The organism is Enterobacter sp. BNK-14, from assembly GCF_047456095.1.
In the GTDB taxonomy this organism is placed as follows: domain Bacteria; phylum Pseudomonadota; class Gammaproteobacteria; order Enterobacterales; family Enterobacteriaceae; genus Enterobacter; species Enterobacter kobei.
In genome coordinates this window covers 3,361,682-3,379,714 of record NZ_CP179897.1, presented here as the reverse complement: position 1 = coordinate 3,379,714, position 18,033 = coordinate 3,361,682, and the positions used below count along the sequence as shown (strand labels likewise).

Here is an 18,033-nt window from a genome sequence, read left to right as displayed (position 1 = left end):
GAAACAGGCGCGATTATAGGGGAGACGGTGGAGGGGGAACTTGTCATGGGTCAAACCAGCTCGCGTAGGTCGGGTAAGGCATTGCCGTCACCCGACGCAATACGGCGCTAAAACTTAGTCCAGCTTCAGTTCGTCATAGTGGGTAATCAGCTTGCCCACGATGCCGTAGTCCAGCGCTTCTGCCGGCGACATCCAGAAGTTACGGTCGGTGTCTTTTTTCACTTTCTCCAGCGGCTGGCCGGTGGCGTCAGCAATCAGCTTGTTCACGCGATCCAGCATGCGGATGATCTCGCGCGCTTCGATCTCAATATCCGTTGCCTGACCGCGCACGCCGCCCAGCGGCTGGTGGATCATAAAGCGGGTATTAGGCAGGGAATAACGGTGCTCTTTTTTCGCCGCCAGGAAGATGGTGATCCCCGCGCTCGCCACCCAACCGGTACCGATGACGTGCACTTCCGGACGGATGAATTTGATAAAGTCGTGGATGGTGTCACCCGCTTCCACGTGGCCGCCCTGGCTGTTGATATACAGCTTGATCGGATCGTTGCTGACGCTTTGCAGCAGGATCATCTGGGTGATCACCTTCTGCGCCAGCTCCTGGTTGATCTCCCCGGAGATCACAATCGAACGGGATTCCAGCAGTTTTTGCTGCAGAGCGCCCGCGCCGTTTGACCCTTCCGCCTTATCCTTGTCGCTTTCTTTCAGTGTGTAGAGCATTGTTGTTTCCTCAGCTTGTCGCGCTCAAAACCAGAGTGTAGCCTGTTTTACGGGGTAAAGTCCTCAGAGACAGATCGCGAGAACGATGATGAAACGTGCGCAGGCAAACGACACGCCAGTCGACAACCGTTCGCTATACTTCCTCTTCATACGGTTATCATATTGTTAAATGATAATGATATTTAATGTGTTAAGATGAAAGCCAGCAGAAACAGTCTCTTACGTGACGGGACGTGTATATTTTCTCGACAGTTAACTCAGCACCGGGGCAGTGAATGGAACACATTGTGTATGTGGTTGACGACGATGACGCGGTCAGGCAGTCCGTTCTCGGCCTGCTGGAATCAGCGGATTTAGACGCCATGGGGTTTTCATCAGCAGAGGCGTTTCTTCAGCACCGTTTTGAGGATCTGCCGTCGTGTGTGATCCTCGATATGCAAATGCCCGCCATTTCAGGTTTTGACGTAGCAGACGCCCTCAAGGACAGCGGGCGCGACATCCCGATTATTTTTCTCACCGGCCACGGCACTATCCCGATGTCGGTGCGCGCCATTAAAGGCGGCGCGTACGAATTTCTCACCAAGCCCGTTGAATCCACCGCGCTGATCGACGCCATTCAGTCTGCGCTCCAGCTGGCGGAAAACAACGCCGTGCGCAACAAAGAGCACTATGCCCTGAAGCAGCGCCACATGTCCCTTACGCCACGGGAACATGAGGTGTTAACACTGGCGATAAGCGGGATGCTGAACAAGCAAATTGCCGCCGAGCTTGGCGTCAGCGAGATCACGGTGAAAGTGCATCGCCGTCGCGTAATGGAAAAAATGCAGGTGCGCTCCGTAGCGGAGCTGGTCAGGGCCGTTGAGCGCCTGACCCACAGCCAGCCTTCGGATTAACTACTCCCCTGTCTGTCCGGCAAGCGGTAACACAAACGCAAACACCGTGCCGTGTGGCTCCCGGCGGCGCGCGCTCAGTTTTCCTCTGTGTCGCTCAATGATGCTGGCGCTGATGGTCAGCCCCATCCCCATTCCCTGCGCCTTGGTGGAATAGAACGAGTCAAAAATCTTCTCCAGCCGCTCGGGCTCAATGCCGCTGCCGGTATCGGCGATCTCGACGATAACGTTCCCGTCGGCGTTGCCGGTGCTGAGGGTGATGATGCAGGGGCGATCGTTAACCTCCGCCATGGCCTCAACGGCGTTCATCACCAGATTCAGCAGTACCTGCTGGATCTGCACGCTGTCCCCGGTGATAAAGCTGTCACCGGCGTTTAACAGATAATCCACGCTAATGTGTCGCTGCTCCAGCTCGCTGCGGGAAAGGGTAATAATGTGGTGGATCAGATAGTGGAGATCGATACGCGCGAAGGTCGGATCCTGCTTGCGGGTCAGGGACTGAATGCTGCGGATGATCTCCCCCGCCCGGGCACCTTCCGCGGCGATCTCCTCCAGCCCTTCCCGCACTTTATCCAGCCGGGCGGGTTCACGGTTAAGCCAGCGCAGGCTTGCCCCGGCGTTAGAGACGATCGACATCAGCGGCTGGTTGATCTCGTGGGCGATGGAAGAGGTTAACTGACCGACCGTGGTGGCACGCGACACCCGCGCCAGTTCCGCCTGCGCCACCCGCATGGCATCCTCCGCGGCGCGCTGACTGGTAATATCGGTAATGATGCCGTAATACTCGTTCACCTCACTGCCCACGCCCACCGGATCGCCAATCCCGAGGATATAGCGCGTGGAACCGTCGGTACGCTTAATACGAAACTCCGCGCGCATAGAGAGCCCCTCGCGCACGCTCTGGGTGACGATGGCGCTGATGCGGGCGTAATCATCCTCATGGACGAAGGTCAAAAACTCCGCCATGGAGATCATCTTTTGCTGCTCGGGCAGGCCGAGAATACGGGCGTACTCTTCGGACATAAACATCAGATCCTGCTCTAGCTCCCAGCGCCAGCTCCCGGTGTGGCTGATCTGCTCACCCAGCATCAGCGAGTTCTGGCTGGCGCGCAGCTCTTTTTCCACGCGTCGGCGCTGGATGTTCTCCGCCAGCAGTTCGGCGTACAGCCGCGCCGTCTCCAGAGAGACCGCAGCCTGCGCCCCCAGCAGGCTCACCACGCGAGAGTGCTCGGCGGTGAAGACCTCCGGCATCAGGCGGTTTTCCAGATAGAGCACCCCCACCAGCCGCGCCTGTTTGAACATCGGAACGCACATCACGGCCGCCCCCGAGGTCACCAGGTAGGGATCCTGACTGAAGGGATGGAACTCCTCCGGTTTACCGGTGCGGATCTCCTGTCCGGTGCGGATCACCGCCGCCAGCACCGACAGCGGCATGTCGGTCGCTACCGGTACGTCCTTCAGGATCCGCACCCGCACGCCCTCGGTGCTGGTCCACGCGCTGGCTTCGATCTCCGGAATCAGGTTATCGCTCACGCGAAGCAGCAGGCCGCGCTGCGCCCCGGCACGTTCGAGCAGCAGCGTCATCAGGTTTTCGATGAGCCGCTCAAGGTTGATCTCTTCCGACAGGGCGCGTGAGGCTTTGATCACGCTCTGCAAATCGCGGATCACTTCATTCTGGGCAAACGCTACCGTGTCATAGGCGCTGGCCTGTCCAGAGGCCAGCAGATGCGGGAAATCCTGCTCCAGCTGGCGCACCTTAGCCTGTGCCCCGGCACGGCCCCAGGCGGCAATGGCGCCGCGAAAATGCGCATCTGACGCGGTCGGGTAACCGCAGGACAGCGAAAAGCGACCCGCCAGCTCGTGCGCCAGGGCGTTAATCGGATTAAAGCCGCCCTCGCGTGACAGCCGGACCGCTTTCTCGTACTGCTCAAGCGCAATGCTGTTCATGCCGTCCAGACGCACGATTTCGGCGTAAATCAGCGCTTCTTTATCCGCAAACGTCCCCGGATTAATGCGCGCCCAGAGGGCAATTTTGTCGTAGTGAGCGTGAATACTGCGTCGATGATTCGCCGAGAACGTCTCCGGCGTTAGCTGGCGGGAAAGCGCCAGGGCGCTGTAGAGATGGTAATCCAGCAGATGGATATGGCCAGGCGCAGACCACGCGTACCAGCCCGCCATCTCAAGATCCGCCTGCGCATCGGCAAATTCGCCGCAGGTAAAGTGCGCCATACCGCGATAGAGCCAGTACCAGAACAGCATGGTCGACGTCTGTTCCGGAGCCTGCTCTGGCGAAGCAGGCAGCAGCGCCTCCGGCAGCACCTGCGAGGCGGTCCAGGTGCCGATCACCGGCGTGCGTAAAAACTCCACGTAGCCACGCTGAACCATCAAAATGGTCTCAACGTCCTGGAAGTGGGTTTTCCGCACAAAGGCCAGGCCGCGATCGATGCTGGTCAGCACCCCGTCGAGATGATCGCCCCGAGAGAGGAAGTTAATGGCCTGGTGGCAGGCCGCGAAGCAGGCCATCGTCATATCACCGTGGGTCACCGCCGCGGTGAAGCAGGCTTTTGCGCACTCGATGGTGAACGACAGCGGCTGGGTCCAGACGCTGAGCTGATCGAGCGGCAGCAGGGTTTTCGCTTCATACGCATCATAGCCGTGGCGATTGACCAGCTCGCGGGCCAGCGTGCCGTACTGGAACCCGAGGCGATACTCGGCGTAGCGGTGGCCGATCAACACGCCAAACCAGGCCATCGCCGTGGTGGAGGCGCCGGTGATGCCGTGGTCGAGGGTCAGGTGCATCATGCGGCAGAGCAGCAAAAAGTGCAGACGCGGACAGATGAAGCTGGCGCAAATGCTGGCGCTGTAGAGCAGGTTCATTACCGCTTCCGTTTCCGGATTTTCCATCCGCGAGAGCTGGGCATAGCGGCTTTGCGGCGCGTCGCCCGTGCGGTTACAGAAGTCTTTCCAGGCAGCATCGCAGTCGGCATCTTCCGGATGGCGGCCGATCTGAATACCAAAAATACCCAGCCAGCAGAGCGCCGCCTCCAGCGCCAGACGGCTATCCGACTGGCGAATATAGACTTCCACCAGCAGGTTGGCCGCCAGCGCTTTTTCGGTCAGCCCGCCGGGGCAGCCCAGGATCGCATCGCACAGCTCGCGGGTCCGCTCCAGATGGCCGAGCGCAAACTCGCAGCCCGCCTCTTCAATATCCAGCACAAAGTCTGACACCACACCGGCATTGCCCAGCGCTCTCGCCGTCTGGATGTAGCTCAGTGCCGAAAGATAATCGCCCGTGCGTTTCGCCCGGCGCGCGGCCAGCAGGCTCAGCTCGCGGAACATCTGCCGCTGCGGAGCGGGCTGAATGCTGTCCAGTGCGGCCGTAACATGGTGAACGGCGCGGAAAAGCAGTTCGTTTCCCGCAGCCTGCCGCGCGGCATCGGCTAGCAGGCTGGCGGTGGTCAGATGAAGGTGGCTTTTCTCATGCGGATCCAGCAGCGCGAAGGCGGCTTCCTGCACCCTGTCGTGGGTGAAGGCGTACTCTTTTTCCGTCAGCACGATGAGCTGCGCCATGACCGCCGGATGGAGCGCATAGCGCATTTCCGCCATCGACATGCCGACAACGCGGCATATCATCTCCATCTCGCCCTTGCCGCCGAGGCAGGCAAAACTCCCCAGCAGGCGACGCGTCTCGTCGGGCAACTCTTCGAGCTGCTCCAGCACCAGGGTGACGACGTTTTCGGTGTAATGCCGGGCGCGGATCGCCTGCAGATCGTAGTGCCACTTATCCTGATATTTGTTATGCACCACCAGCCCGTCATCGACAATGCGGCGGAAAAACTCATGCACAAAGAGCGGGTTGCCCCCGGTTTTTTCATGGATCAGCGTGGCGAGGTCAGACGTCGCCGTGCTGCGGGTTCGAAACAGCGTCGCCAGCCAGCGCGCTACCGCTTTCACGGACAGCGCCTGAGGGACAATTTCGCTCGCGTTTAGCGCCGCTTCCGGAAGACTCGTCAGCAGCGCTTGTAAAGTGGCATCGGATAACGAACAGATATCCCGGTGAGCAACAACCACCAGCAGCGGGATTGCCCCGCTGTTCACCAGCAGGTATTTGAGCGTATGCAGGCTGGCGGCGTCGCTCCACTGAAGATCGTCAAGCACCAGCACCAGCGGGCAGCCCTGAGAGGCAAAGGTTTTGACCAGCGCCAGCACCATATGGCTGAAGCGCGCCCGGGCATCAATGGAAAACGTATCCGGCGAGAAGCGCGGTTTGCTCTCAAGCAGCAGCCCCAGTTCAGGCACAAGACTGACAGCGAGCGCCTCGTGGCCCTCCAGGGCGCGCGAGAGACGGATTTTCCACTTCGCCACGTCGTCTGCGGGCAGCCCCAGCAGGTGCAACGTCAGGGTGCGAAACGCGGAACTTAGCACGCCGTAAGGCAGTGACGGCGAAAACTGGTCCACCTTGCCTACCGCCAGCAGCACCGTACGCTGCTGCAGCGTTTTAAGCGCCGTCGCGATGATCGAGGATTTCCCGATCCCTGACGGTCCGCCGATCGTCACCAGCTCTGGCACCCGGCTCTGCCCGACTCGCTCAAACGCGGCAATGACGTCATTCGCCTGCGGATGCGTCGCGAACAGGGAATCCGCCAGATGGATCGCCGGGGTGCGATCCTGCTGACCGGGAGTAAAGGGGGCGATCTCGCCCTCACCGGTCAACGTCGCCTGGCAGCGTCGCAGGTCGGCAATCAGCCCGTCCACCGTCTGATAGCGGTTATCAGGATGCTTTTCCAGCAGCTTGAGGAGGATGGTTGAGAGCATTCCCGGCACGTCCGGGCGTATCACGTCCGGGGCCAGCGGCTCCGAGGCAATATGGTAGTGCGCCCAGTTGGTCTGATCGTCCGCGCCCAGTTCAAACGGCAGGCGTCCGGTCAGAAGTTCATACAGCACCATGCCGAGGCTGTAGAGATCGCTGCGGCTGTCGACGGGGCGCCGGGTGCGGGTGGTATGTTCCGGCGACATCCAGGCGGGAGTACCGCCTGAAACGGTAAGACGGGTCTGCGAGAAGGCATCGGAAAAACGGCAGGAGAGACCAAAGCTGCCCAGACGGCAGGTGGCATCGTGATAAACAAAAATACTGCCGGGTTTGATATCGCCGTGGATCAGGTTTTGCAGATGCATCTGGCGCAGGGGGGCGCAGATCTGGATCGCCAGCTCGATAAAGCGCGCAATCCCGGAGATCGCCCTGCCCGCGCGTCGCGCCAGCAGCTCAAACGAAAACGGGGCGTAAACCAGCGCGAAACGCCCCCGATACTGGGTAGAGGCGACGGCGCGAATGGCCCAGCTGTCCTGGAGCACGTCGCGCAGCGCAAACTCGTTTTTCAGCAGCCGGGTGGCCCGCTCTTCCTCTTCGTCGCTCACCGCGGTGGCAATGATGAAGGAGCCGCCGGAATGGGGATGACGTGCGTTCATCCAGGCGATGCCGCCCTCCTGCGCCAGCACGGTAAAAATCACATCCTCTTTAAGGACAAAAACCCGCCCCTGATGAAGATTTCCCTGGGCGGGCCAGAATGCAGGCTGCTCGTTTTCGTTCATCCGCGATCCTTATTGTCGGCGGGCCAGCTCCCGCTGAATATGATCCAGCAGAATATCGATGTTAATCGGCTTACGCAAAAATGCAGCGGCGCCCAGACTGAGGGCGTACCGCTGCATATTTTCATCAGCATGACCGGAGATAAAGAGTACAGGGGGTGGCGGTACGGCCAGCAGCCGCAGCTTGTCGAACAGCTCAAGGCCGCTCATGCCTCGCAGCTTGATATCGGTGATCACCAGCGCCGCGCCGGACAGCGCGAGAGGATGGCTCAGGAACCCCTCAGCCGAATCAAACGTATCGGTCGAATACCCTTCCGACTCCAGGAGATTACTCAACCCGCTGCGGACGGAACGTTCGTCATCAATGATGGCAATGCGCCACGGCAGCGTCATGCGGTCTTTCCTCTCACAAATCATTAAACGTCGCGCGTGTCCTTCGCGGGCGCCGGGGGCGCCGTGCCGCTGATTTTCGGTACGCATTCGTGACGAAACCAGGCGAGGGTCAGCGGTTCGCGACTCATTAAGCGTCGTCCCACCGGGATGAGCTGCTCCCCCACCAGCATGCCAAACAGGCCAAGCAGGGCGACAACCGGCGGTGCCGGCGAATGGACGTCGAGCAGAGCGTAAATTACCCCAGCTACCACGCCGCACACCAGCGAAATAATCCATGCTTTCATGACGATGCTCCTGTCTGCGGTGCTGCCGGAACGGTGACCTGTGCAGGCGCACTGTCGCGGGATAACAGATGCCGCGTCGCCTGTTCACCCGCCAGCATCCCCAGCAGGCCAATCAGCGCCAGCGCGGGCGGCGCGGGGGAGCGCACCTTCAGCACGGCATACATCAGGCCAATCAACACGCCTGCCGCAAGGGATATCAGCCCAGTACTCATTGTGAACTCCAGAGAAAAAAGCAGCGGCGAGCCGGATGAGGGACCAGCCCGCCGACAGGGCTTAGCGAGCCGGGACCGGCGCTAAGGTGCGGTGCTCGCTCTTCTGGCGAGATGGCGCTTTGTGCACCATGGTGTAGGCGTAATCGACGCCCATGCCGTACGCGCCAGAGTGCTCGCGCACGATATCCATTACCGCGGTGTAGGTCTCTTTACGCGCCCAGTCGCGCTGCCACTCCAGCATGACCTGCTGCCAGGTCACCGGGATCACGCCCGCCTGGATCATGCGCTGCATCGCGAAGTCGTGGGCTTCTTTTGACGTGCCGCCGGAGGCATCCGCCACCATGTAAATTTCATAATCGCCTTCCAGCATCGCGCACAGGGCAAAGCTGTTGTTGCACACTTCGGTCCACAGACCTGCTACCACGACTTTCTTCTTGCCGTTGGCCTTCAGCGCGTCACGCACTTTCTGGTCGTCCCAGGAGTTCATGGAGGTACGCTCCAGAATGTCCTGGCCCGGGAACACGTCCAGCAGTTCCGGATAGGTGTTACCGGAGAAGCTTTCGGTCTCTACGGTGGTGATGATGGTCGGGATATTGAAGACTTTCGCCGCTTTCGCCAGCGCCACGGTGTTATTTTTCAGCACCTGGCGGTCAATAGACTGCACGCCAAACGCCATCTGTGGCTGGTGATCGATAAAGATTATCTGACAGTTCGCAGGGGTTAACACTTCGAGCTTTGAAGAGGTCATAGCATTTTCCAGTGGTTAAGGGTGAAATCGCCGTGAGCGCACGGCGATAAAGTCACGCTCATCCTGCGGTTTATCGCCCCTGGGCGTAATTATCTCTTCGTATAGTTAACCTTAGGTATAGTTATACTTTGGTATACCTATCCTATTGTATAACTGGATCTTTGCCGAAACCGGTTCCCATAATCCTGACCATTCCCCTCTCAGTCAGGAGCAGTTATGGTTACCCTCGGTAAAGCCGATCTCATTCTGGTTAATGGCCAGTTTCATACCGTCGATCGCGAGAACCCCATCGCGGAAGCCGTTGCCGTGCGCGATGGAAAATTTCTGGAAGTGGGTACCGTCGCTGAGGTGATGCAACATCACTGCGACGGTACGAAAGTGGTCGATTTGAAAGGCCACACCGCCATCCCCGGGCTGAACGATTCGCACCTGCACCTCATTCGCGGCGGGCTGAACTACAACCTCGAGCTGCGCTGGGAAGGCGTGCCGTCGCTGGCCGATGCCCTGCGGATGCTGAAAGAGCAGGCTCTGCGCACGCCGTCGCCGCAGTGGGTACGCGTGGTGGGCGGCTGGACCGAGTTCCAGTTTGCCGAACGCCGCATGCCGACGCTGGACGAGATCAACGCCGCCGCCCCGGACACCCCGGTTTTCATCCTGCACCTCTACGACCGCGCCCTGCTCAACCGCGCCGCGCTGAAGGTGGTCGGCTATACCAAAGACACGCCGAACCCGCCGGGCGGCGAGATCCAGCGTGACGCCAACGGCAACCCAACCGGGATGCTGATTGCGCGCCCGAACGCCATGATCCTCTACGCCACGCTGGCCAAAGGACCGAAGCTGCCGCTGGAGCAGCAGGTTAACTCCACCCGTCAGTTCATGCGCGAGCTGAACCGTCTGGGGCTGACCAGCGCCATCGACGCGGGCGGCGGCTTCCAGAACTACCCGGAAGATTACGAGGTGATTGCCGAGCTGCACGAGAAAAAGCAGATGACCATCCGCATCGCCTACAACCTGTTTACCCAGCGTCCGGGCCACGAGCTGGAGGACTTTGAGAAATGGACCGACATGCTCACGCCGGGCCAGGGCAGCGACTTCTTCCGCCATAACGGCGCGGGCGAGATGCTGGTCTTCTCCGCCGCCGATTTTGAAGATTTCCTCGAACCCCGCCCGGATCTCGCGCCGGGCATGGAGGACGAGCTGGAGCGCGTGGTGCGCCACCTGGTGGAGCACCGCTGGCCGTTCCGCCTGCACGCCACCTATAACGAATCCATCAGCCGCATGCTGGACGTCTTCGAGAAGGTGAACCGCGACATTCCGTTCAACGGCCTGCACTGGTTCTTTGACCACGCGGAAACCGTCACCCAGGCCAACATCGACCGCATCAAAGCGCTCGGGGGCGGCATTGCCGTCCAGCACCGTATGGCCTTCCAGGGCGAGTACTTTGCCGAACGTTACGGTATCGAAGCCACCCGCCATACACCGCCGGTGGCGAAAATGCTGGAGACCGGGGTACCGGTGGGCTTAGGCACCGACGCCACCCGCGTGGCGAGCTACAACCCGTGGACCGCGCTCTACTGGCTGGTCTCCGGCCGTACCGTCGGCGGGATGCAGATGTACGACCACAGCGCCCGTCTGGATCGCGATACCGCCCTGATGCTCTGGACCCAGGGCAGCGCGTGGTTCTCCAGCGAGCAGAATCAGAAGGGGCAGATCAAGGTCGGCCAGCTCGCCGACCTGGCCGTACTCAGCAAAGACTACTTCCGCGTGCCGGAAGAGGAGATCAAGGGCATCGAGTCCGTCCTGACGGTGGTCAACGGCGATATCGTCTACGCGGCAGGCACCTTTGGCCCGCTCGCGCCGCCCGCCATTCCGGTTCTGCCCGACTGGTCCCCGGTCGTGAAAGTACCGGGCCACTACCGCAGCGCGCCGCCGCAGGCCGCACGCGTGGGCATGAGCGCCGTTCACCACTGCAGCGGCCCGTGCGGGGTTCACAGCCACCAGCATGATTTTGCCCGCACGTCAGAAATGCCGGTGTCCGACGATAACGCTTTCTGGGGGGCGCTGGGCTGCAGCTGCTTTGCATTCTGATGAAAAACACGCTTGCTCCGCCCCGGGTTGACCTGGGGCTGTTCTTCCTGCGCCTGACCGGCAGCCTGCTGCTGCTGTACGTGCACGGCCTGCCAAAGGTACTGCACTTCAGTGAAGAGCTGACGCGCATTGAAGATCCGTTCGGCTTCGGGCCCTATGCCAGCCTGATCCCGGCCATCGTCGCCGAGGTAATTTGCCCGCTGTTTATTATTGCGGGCGTGTATACCCGCCTGGCGTGCCTGCCGATTATCGCCGTGCTGCTGGTGGCGATGCTGGCGGTGCACCCGAACTGGTCGATTGCCGAAGGGCAGTTTGGCTGGCTGTTGCTGATTATCTTTACCACCCTTGCCCTCACCGGCCCTGGCCAGTGGCGATTGCAGCGTAAGGCAGCGGAGAGGTTCGCATGACCCAGGTTAACGACGTTCGCGACGCACACGTCGAGACGACGCACACATCAACGGTTTCGCCCTGGCAGCCGCTAAGCCAGCCGGTGTTCAGGATGCTGTGGATCGCCACGGTGGTCTCTAACGTCGGCTCATGGATGAGCGACGTCGGCATCAACTGGAGCATGCTGACCCTGAGCGCCGATCCGCTGGACATCGCGCTAGTGCAGGCGGCCAGCAGCCTGCCGATGTTCCTCTTCGCCCTGCCGTCCGGGGTAATGGCGGATATCGTCGACCGACGTAAATACCTGCTCTTCTCCCAGCTGTGGGTGTTTATCGCCGCCGCCGGGCTGACGGTGCTCTCCTTCACCGGACACGTCACTCCCGCCGTTCTGCTGGTGGCGACGTTTCTGCTGAGCGTCGGCGCGGCGATGAGCTCGCCGCCGTTTCAGGCCGTGGTGCCGGACCTGGTGAGCAAGCCCGAACTGGGTGCCGCCGTGGCGCTGAACTCGCTCGGGGTAAACATCAGCCGGGCGATTGGTCCCGCGCTGGGTGGTTTTCTGCTGTCGCTCGCCGGGCCGTGGATGGTGTTTGCCCTGAACGCGCTGTCCGTGGTCGGCGTGGCGTGGGTGCTGTGGCGCTGGCGTCAGGCCCCGACCGTGCAGCGTTTGCCGCCGGAGCATTTCTTCTCGGCGGTGCGATCCGGCATTCGCTACGTGCACGCCGCGCCGGTGCTGCGCAACGTGCTGGTGCGCACCGTGGCCTTCTTCGTTTTCGGCAGCGCGGGCTGGGCGTTACTGCCGCTGGTGGCGCGCCGCGAGCTGGGCTTAGGCCCGGCGGGCTACGGCGTAATGCTGGCGTGCATTGGCCTGGGGGCGATTGCCGGTGCGATTCTGCTGCCGCGCCTGCGCCAGCGGCTGAATGCCGACCGCCTGATGGTGGCCGCCAGCCTGACCTTTGCCCTCACCATGCTGGCGCTGGCGTTTGTGCGCCACGTCTGGCTGCTTAACCTGTTTGAGTTTTTCACTGGCTTCGCGTGGATTGCGGTGCTCTCCACCCTCAATCTCGGCGCGCAGCGCAGCGCCGCCCGCTGGGTGAAGGCCCGCGCGCTGGCGGTGTATCTGACGGTGTTCTTCGGCTCGATGACCGCAGGCAGCGCCCTCTGGGGGCAGATCGCCTCCCGGTTCGGTACCCCAACCTCGCTGGTTGTCGCCACGCTGGGGATGGTGCTGGCGAGCGCGACGGTGTTCCGCTGGAAGCTGGAGAAAGATCCGGACCTGAACCTCGACCTGAGCGGTCAGCCGCTGGACGGCGTAGAGATTGACCTGCCGAACGAACGCGGCCCGGTGCTGGTCTCGCACGAGTACCTCATCGACCCGCAACACGCCAAAGCCTTCCTGGAGGCGGTCCACGAGCTGCGCCGGGTGCGCCGCCGCGCCGGGGCGATGAGCTGGGCGGTGTATGAAGATATCGAGCGCCCCGGTCTGTTTATCGAGACCTTCCTGATGGGCTCGTGGATTGAGCATCTGCGGCAGCAGGAGCGCCACACCATGAATGACCTCCTGCTGCAGAGCCGCGTTCTGGCTTTTCATCAGGGCACAACCTCACCGGCTATTCGCTACCTGGTCGCGCCGGTATAACCATAACCATCACCTGTACAGGAACACACTATGGCAACGTTTAAGGCAAAAGACGGCACGCAGATTTACTACAAAGACTGTGGCGCGGGTAAACCGGTTCTCTTCAGCCACGGCTGGCCGCTGGACGGCGACATGTGGGACAGCCAGCTGAACTACCTGGCCGAGCGCGGCTTCCGTGCCATCGCCTTTGACCGTCGCGGGTTTGGCCGCTCGGATCAGCCGTGGAACGGTTACGACTACGACACCTTTGCGTCCGACATCAATGACCTGATCACCACCCTGGATCTGCGCGACGTGACGCTGGTGGGCTTCTCTATGGGCGGCGGCGACGTGACCCGTTACATCAATAACTACGGCAGCTCACGCGTCGCCGGTCTGGCGCTGCTGGGCGCAGTCACGCCGATCTTCGGTAAATCCGACTCCTTCCCGCAGGGTGTGGATCAAAGCGTATTCGACGGCATTCGCGACGGACTGCGTAAAGATCGCGCCCAGTTTATCAGCGACTTCGCCACCCCGTTCTACGGTACCAACGCCGGACAAACCGTTTCTGCCGGTGCCCTGACCCAGACGCTGAACATTGCCCTGCTGGCATCGCTGAAAGGCACCATCGACTGCGTGACCGCGTTCGGCGAAACCGACTTCCGCCCGGATATGGCGAAAATCGACGTGCCGACGCTGGTGATTCACGGCAGCAACGACCAGATCGTGCCGTTTGAAAGCACCGGCAAGCTGGCGGCAGAGATGATCCAAAACGCCACGCTGAAGGTGTACGACAACGCGCCGCACGGCTTTGCGCTGACCCACCAGGACCAGCTCAACGAAGATCTGCTGGCGTTTGTGAAGTCGCTGTAATTTTCTGTAGGCCGGGTAAGGCGCAGCCGCCACCCGGCGCTTTCGCAGACGCGTTCCGCTCTGCCAGCAGCCGACAAATCTCCGCATGCTTCTCCTCGGTAAAGGTAAAGCGCGACATAAAGCCCATTCGGATCGCTGACCCCATCGCCGGCAGCAGGCAAATCCCAAAGAACAGCCCCTCCAGCACGCTTTCACTCTGGATCTGCGCCTGCGGCACGTAGCCAATCAACGTCAGGAACACGCCGATTAACCCGCCGCCCACCGCCACCGACATCTTGCCGGTAAAGGTCTGCCCGGAGAAGGTAATCGCCGCGCAGCGCTTGTGGGTGTGGTACTCCGCGTACTCGATGGTGTCGGCAATCATCGACGAGGTGAGGATGTTGGTCATCATCACAAACAGGGTGCTCAGGCCGAGCAGGATAAACAGCATCGTCACCTGCTGATACCCGACAAACCACATCACCACGCGCACCGCCACGTCCAGCCCGCAGAGGATCATAAACAGCTTCCGCTTCTGCATCCGGCGCGTCAGCATCGGGGCGACCAGGCACAGCACTGCCGCGACTATCCCCATCACGCCAATCGCCATCTGCAGGCTACCGTCGCCCAGGTTGTTGATAAAGAAGTAGATATACAGCCCGCCCGCCACGTTGTGGAACACGCAGAAAAAGAACGACAGCAGGACGATAAACAGCGGCTTGTTCTGACGCAGGTTGTGGAAGGTGTCGCGGATGGTCACCTTTTCCGGGCTCGGCGGCACGCGCTCTTTGATCTGCATAAAGCCGTTAAGCATCAGCGGCAGCCCCACCAGCATCATCACCAGCGCCGCCATAAAATAGCCTTTGTCGTTACTGTACTGGGCGAAGAACGCCGCCAGCTTCGGGAAGAAGATATTGGCGCAGGCAATCCCGGCGTTCACCCCGAGCATCGCCGCCGTCACCGCGCGGGTACGCTGGGCGGAGTCGTTGGTCATCACCGACGACATCGACCAGAACGGAATATCGGAGATGGCATACAGCGTCCCCCACAGGATGTAGGTCACCCCGGCGTAGAGGATTTTGGTGGTCATGTCCGCTTCAATTTTATAGAACGACAGCAGCGTGACGCCGGTGATCAACAAAGGGGCGATCAGCAAAAAGTGGCGAAACTTGCCGAACCGGCTGTTAATGGTGTCCATAATGCTGGCAAATAGCGGATCGTGAACCGCGTCCCACGCGCGGGCAATCAGGAAAATGGTGCTCGCCGCCAGCGCCGAAATGCCCAGCACGTCGGTGTAAAAATAGTTAATAAACGAACCCACTAAACCAAAGCTAAAACACTGACCTAATCCATAACCAAAATAAGACCACAACTCGCGAGACGGTATTTTCATTGTCATTGCCATTGTTATATGCCTGCCTGGTTGCCCGGCGGTGGACCGCCGGGTCGATATTATTAGTCCTGCGCCTTCGGGGCGATCTTGCGCAGCTGCTGCATCAGGGCGATTTCACGACGTGAGAACGGAATGCCGTTTTCCTCAAACACGTCGTGGAACCAGAGGCGGCAGTAGTCCGTGGACTCCTTCATCACCACCGGCCACGGCAGCCACGTCTGGGTTTTGCCGCGCACCAGCCCCCACTGGTAGGGCGCGACCTTCGCCGCATACATCAGCGGGAGCTGCTCTTCGATGGTGCTGCCCACGTGGCGCGCCAGCCATTCGGTGCAGAACAGCGGACGACCGAGCGTTTGCAGCTGCTGGATTATCGCCGTCATGCGCCCGGTGTGGGTGTAGGCGTGGAAGCTCACCACATCCGAGAGTGCCAGCGCGGTTTGGTCCAGCGGATGCCGGAAGAACGTCTCGCCCTCCTCTTCCGGCGGCAGACGCCAGGCGCAGACGGTGAGCGGCTGGGTCGGGTTCTCTTCACGCACCCACCGGAACGCCAGCTTCATCAGTTCATGGGCGCAGGTCTCCAGCTTCGCGTCGTACTGCACCTCCTGCGTGCCCGTCGCGAAAATGCCGCGGTTACCCGGCTCGTTGTAGAGATCCCACAGCAGCACGCGCTTGTCCGCGCGGAACTGGCGGACAACGTCGCGGATATAGCGCTCAATCTGCGGCCAGCAGTCGGGATCGCACACCTTATCCCGCCCCGGGCTCGCCGCCGCCTGGCTGTTGTGCTTGCCCGGTACGGGCGGCTTTTGCGGGCCGAGGTACGGCTCGTCGCCGGAGAAGCCGCAGTCGTCCATCAGGGTCAGCATGGTACTGAACCCGCGGCCGTCGGCAATGGTCAAAAACCGGTCGATGCGCGCCATCAGCCCGTCGCGGTCATGCTCCCAGACGATAAACGGCAGGTTAATGCGCAGGGTGTTGTAGCCTGCCTCCGCCGCCCAGCCGAGTTCGCGGTCGATGGTCTCGGCATCGAAGGTCTCTTCCTGCCAGATATCGGTCCAGTTCACCGCCGTCGACGGCAAATAGTTAAACCCGCACAGCCAGCCTTTTTGCTCATACCACGCCTGTGCCTGCTCCCTGCTCCACTGCTCTTTCATTACGCGTCCTCTTACTGATAATATTTAGCTAATAAATATTAGTTGCGGGATAAATGCGCAAATCACGGCACGCCGAAAAGCGACGGCCTTCACAAAGTTCGCGCTTCGATGAATGAGAAACGTGATCGACGGCGCGTAAGCGCGCGGTTAGGGTATGATGCGAATTCGCGAAAGGGAGAGGACGGATGAAGCGAAAACCGAAAGTGACGATGAACGATATTGCGCGGGCGGCAGGGGTGTCGCAGGCGACGGTATCGCTGGTGCTTAACCAGTCCCGCAACATCAAGCTCAGCGACGACACCCGCCAGCGGGTGATTGGCGTTGCCACCGAGCTCGGCTACGACCGCCTCCCCGCCGTTCACGCCCCGCGCAACCAGGAAGAGATCGCCCTGCTGGTCAGCTCCGTTCAGAGCTTCGACCCGTTTATCGACGCCATCAGCCAGGCGCGGGAAGCGGCGTGGCGCAACGAGACCCTGCTCACCGTCTACGACTACGGCGACGACATCGAGCTGGCGCTGAACATCATCCGTCAGCTGGAGAAGCGCAACTGCATCGGGATTATTCTCGCCTCTCCGGTCACCACGCTGGTGGACATGACGGCGTTTCAGGACTGCACCCGCATCCCGCTGGTGCTGCTCAACCAGCGTGACCCCGGCTCGCCGCTGCTGCCGTCGTTTATCCCGGACGACTACGCCAACGCCTTCCAGGTGACTAAACACCTCATCGCCTGCGGGGCCACGCGCATCGCCCACATCACCGGCGAGAGCTGGATGGAGGCCTCACGCCAGCGACTGGCAGGCTACCAGGCCGCGCTGCAGCAGGCCGGACTGGCGTGCGACGACGACCTGGTGCGCCAGACCAACTGGCAGTTCAGCGAGTCCTTTACCGTCACTACCTCTCTGCTGGAACTGGCCGAGCGCCCGGACGCCATCTTCTGCGCCAGCGACTGGCTGGCGATTGGCTGCTATCAGGCGCTGGCGGTGAACGGCGTGCGCATCCCGCAGGACATGCTGCTGGCGGGCTACGACGACCAGAAGATCTCCGAGCAGCTCACCCCGCCGCTGACCAGTATCCAGCTGCCCTACAGCGAACTGGGACGGCTGGCGGTGGAGTACCTGTGCAATCAGGAAGATGCCGCCACGCACGTGACGCTGGCGGGCAGGCTGAAGGTGCGCGCCTCAAGCCTCGTCTGAGGTAAACACCATGCCCGCATAGGGCTTCTCGCGACACGCCGCCAGCCGCGCGGCGAGGCTGCCCACGTGCAGCTCCAGCTTGTGCCCGTCCGGGTCGAGAAAATAGAACGACGCCCCCTCGCTTTTGTTCTGCTTCCAGACGGTGACGCCCGCCTGCTCCAGCCTGTGCGAGAACGGTTCAAAATCCGCTTCTGCGACGGTAAACGCGTAGTGGGTGTAGTCGCTCTCCTGCGGCGGCACATACTGGCGCGCCTCGTCGTACGACAGGCAGACCCACAGATCGCCGCAGGTGAGATAGGCCCCGGTATTCCAGCGGGCGTGGAGCGTCAGCCCCAGCAGCTCGTGCCAGAAGGTGACGCTTTTTTGCAGGTCGCTGACCGCGAGGGTCAGATGGTTGAGTGATTGCAGCATAATGAGCCCTTTTGTTTTTCGCGCCGGACGTGATACGGTAAAGAGATGAACATAAACCACGCCGTGCTCACCGTAAACCGCTGGTGGCTGCCTTCTTAAAGGCGGCTCGGAGT

The 18,033-nt window shown here is 61.1% G+C and carries 15 protein-coding genes; 6 read left to right on the top strand and 9 right to left on the bottom strand.

Annotated elements, in window-relative coordinates:
* Positions 1-114 precede the first annotated feature (114 nt).
* Complete coding sequence (locus ACMGGM_RS16070) at positions 115-717, bottom strand: ATP-dependent Clp protease proteolytic subunit (RefSeq protein ID WP_014882387.1); 603 nt, start codon at positions 715-717, stop codon at positions 115-117.
* Between the two features lie 275 nt (positions 718-992).
* On the opposite strand from ACMGGM_RS16070, the gene ACMGGM_RS16065 reads away from it, so the two are divergent.
* Complete coding sequence (locus ACMGGM_RS16065; protein ID WP_023338979.1) at positions 993-1,610, top strand: response regulator transcription factor; 618 nt, start codon at positions 993-995, stop codon at positions 1,608-1,610.
* Here ACMGGM_RS16065 and ACMGGM_RS16060 read toward each other — a convergent pair whose 3' ends face one another.
* The 5 genes from ACMGGM_RS16060 to ACMGGM_RS16040 form a co-directional block, all read right to left on the bottom strand.
* Positions 1,611-7,196 (bottom strand): ATP-binding protein, encoded by a 5,586-nt coding sequence (locus tag ACMGGM_RS16060; RefSeq protein WP_059372200.1) that lies wholly within the window; start codon positions 7,194-7,196, stop codon positions 1,611-1,613. It abuts the gene before it with no gap.
* A 9-nt stretch (positions 7,197-7,205) separates the two neighbouring features.
* Positions 7,206-7,586: a response regulator transcription factor gene (locus ACMGGM_RS16055; RefSeq protein WP_014882384.1), complete on the bottom strand. Its 381-nt coding sequence runs from the start codon at positions 7,584-7,586 to the stop codon at positions 7,206-7,208.
* A 23-nt stretch (positions 7,587-7,609) separates the two neighbouring features.
* Positions 7,610-7,870 carry a XapX domain-containing protein gene (locus ACMGGM_RS16050; RefSeq protein ID WP_014882383.1) on the bottom strand — a complete coding sequence of 87 codons (261 nt, stop codon included), beginning with the start codon at positions 7,868-7,870 and terminating at the stop codon, positions 7,610-7,612.
* Entirely contained in the window at positions 7,867-8,082 is a 216-nt protein-coding gene (locus tag ACMGGM_RS16045) for a DUF1427 family protein (RefSeq protein ID WP_014882382.1), read from the bottom strand. The genes ACMGGM_RS16050 and ACMGGM_RS16045 overlap by 4 nt, the downstream gene beginning before the upstream one ends.
* Before the next feature lie 61 nt (positions 8,083-8,143).
* The gene (locus ACMGGM_RS16040) at positions 8,144-8,830 is read right to left on the bottom strand and encodes a hydrolase (protein WP_023331928.1); all 687 of its coding nucleotides are present in this window, start codon (positions 8,828-8,830) and stop codon (positions 8,144-8,146) included.
* Positions 8,831-9,046: 216 nt separating this feature from the next.
* Between ACMGGM_RS16040 and ACMGGM_RS16035 the strand changes: the two genes are divergently transcribed.
* The 4 genes from ACMGGM_RS16035 to ACMGGM_RS16020 are packed head-to-tail and all read left to right on the top strand — an operon-like array spanning position 9,047 to position 13,793.
* Positions 9,047-10,918 carry an amidohydrolase gene (locus ACMGGM_RS16035; RefSeq protein WP_023331927.1) on the top strand — a complete coding sequence of 624 codons (1,872 nt, stop codon included), beginning with the start codon at positions 9,047-9,049 and terminating at the stop codon, positions 10,916-10,918.
* A complete protein-coding gene (locus ACMGGM_RS16030) occupies positions 10,918-11,325 on the top strand; it encodes a DoxX family protein (RefSeq protein WP_014882379.1) in 408 nt (135 codons plus the stop codon). The genes ACMGGM_RS16035 and ACMGGM_RS16030 overlap by 1 nt, the downstream gene beginning before the upstream one ends.
* Positions 11,322-12,941 (top strand): MFS transporter, encoded by a 1,620-nt coding sequence (locus ACMGGM_RS16025; protein WP_023331926.1) that lies wholly within the window; start codon positions 11,322-11,324, stop codon positions 12,939-12,941. Before ACMGGM_RS16030 ends, ACMGGM_RS16025 begins: the two co-directional genes overlap by 4 nt.
* A gap of 30 nt (positions 12,942-12,971) precedes the next feature.
* Positions 12,972-13,793, top strand: coding sequence for an alpha/beta fold hydrolase (locus tag ACMGGM_RS16020; RefSeq protein WP_045134370.1), 822 nt, complete (start codon positions 12,972-12,974; stop codon positions 13,791-13,793).
* On the opposite strand, the gene ACMGGM_RS16015 is transcribed toward ACMGGM_RS16020, so the two are convergent.
* The gene (locus ACMGGM_RS16015; protein WP_045134371.1) at positions 13,756-15,177 is read right to left on the bottom strand and encodes an MFS transporter; all 1,422 of its coding nucleotides are present in this window, start codon (positions 15,175-15,177) and stop codon (positions 13,756-13,758) included. The genes ACMGGM_RS16020 and ACMGGM_RS16015 overlap by 38 nt on opposite strands.
* A gap of 50 nt (positions 15,178-15,227) precedes the next feature.
* Positions 15,228-16,316: a cellulase family glycosylhydrolase gene (locus ACMGGM_RS16010; protein WP_063943915.1), complete on the bottom strand. Its 1,089-nt coding sequence runs from the start codon at positions 16,314-16,316 to the stop codon at positions 15,228-15,230.
* A gap of 185 nt (positions 16,317-16,501) precedes the next feature.
* Between ACMGGM_RS16010 and ACMGGM_RS16005 the strand changes: the two genes are divergently transcribed.
* Positions 16,502-17,509 carry a LacI family DNA-binding transcriptional regulator gene (locus ACMGGM_RS16005; RefSeq protein WP_248227995.1) on the top strand — a complete coding sequence of 336 codons (1,008 nt, stop codon included), beginning with the start codon at positions 16,502-16,504 and terminating at the stop codon, positions 17,507-17,509.
* Here ACMGGM_RS16005 and fosA read toward each other — a convergent pair.
* On the bottom strand, positions 17,495-17,920 hold the full coding sequence (fosA, locus tag ACMGGM_RS16000; RefSeq protein ID WP_047173263.1) for a FosA/FosA2 family fosfomycin resistance glutathione transferase: 426 nt from the start codon (positions 17,918-17,920) through the stop codon (positions 17,495-17,497). The two genes, ACMGGM_RS16005 and fosA, sit on opposite strands and share 15 nt — an antisense overlap.
* Between the last annotated feature and the right edge of the window lie 113 nt (positions 17,921-18,033).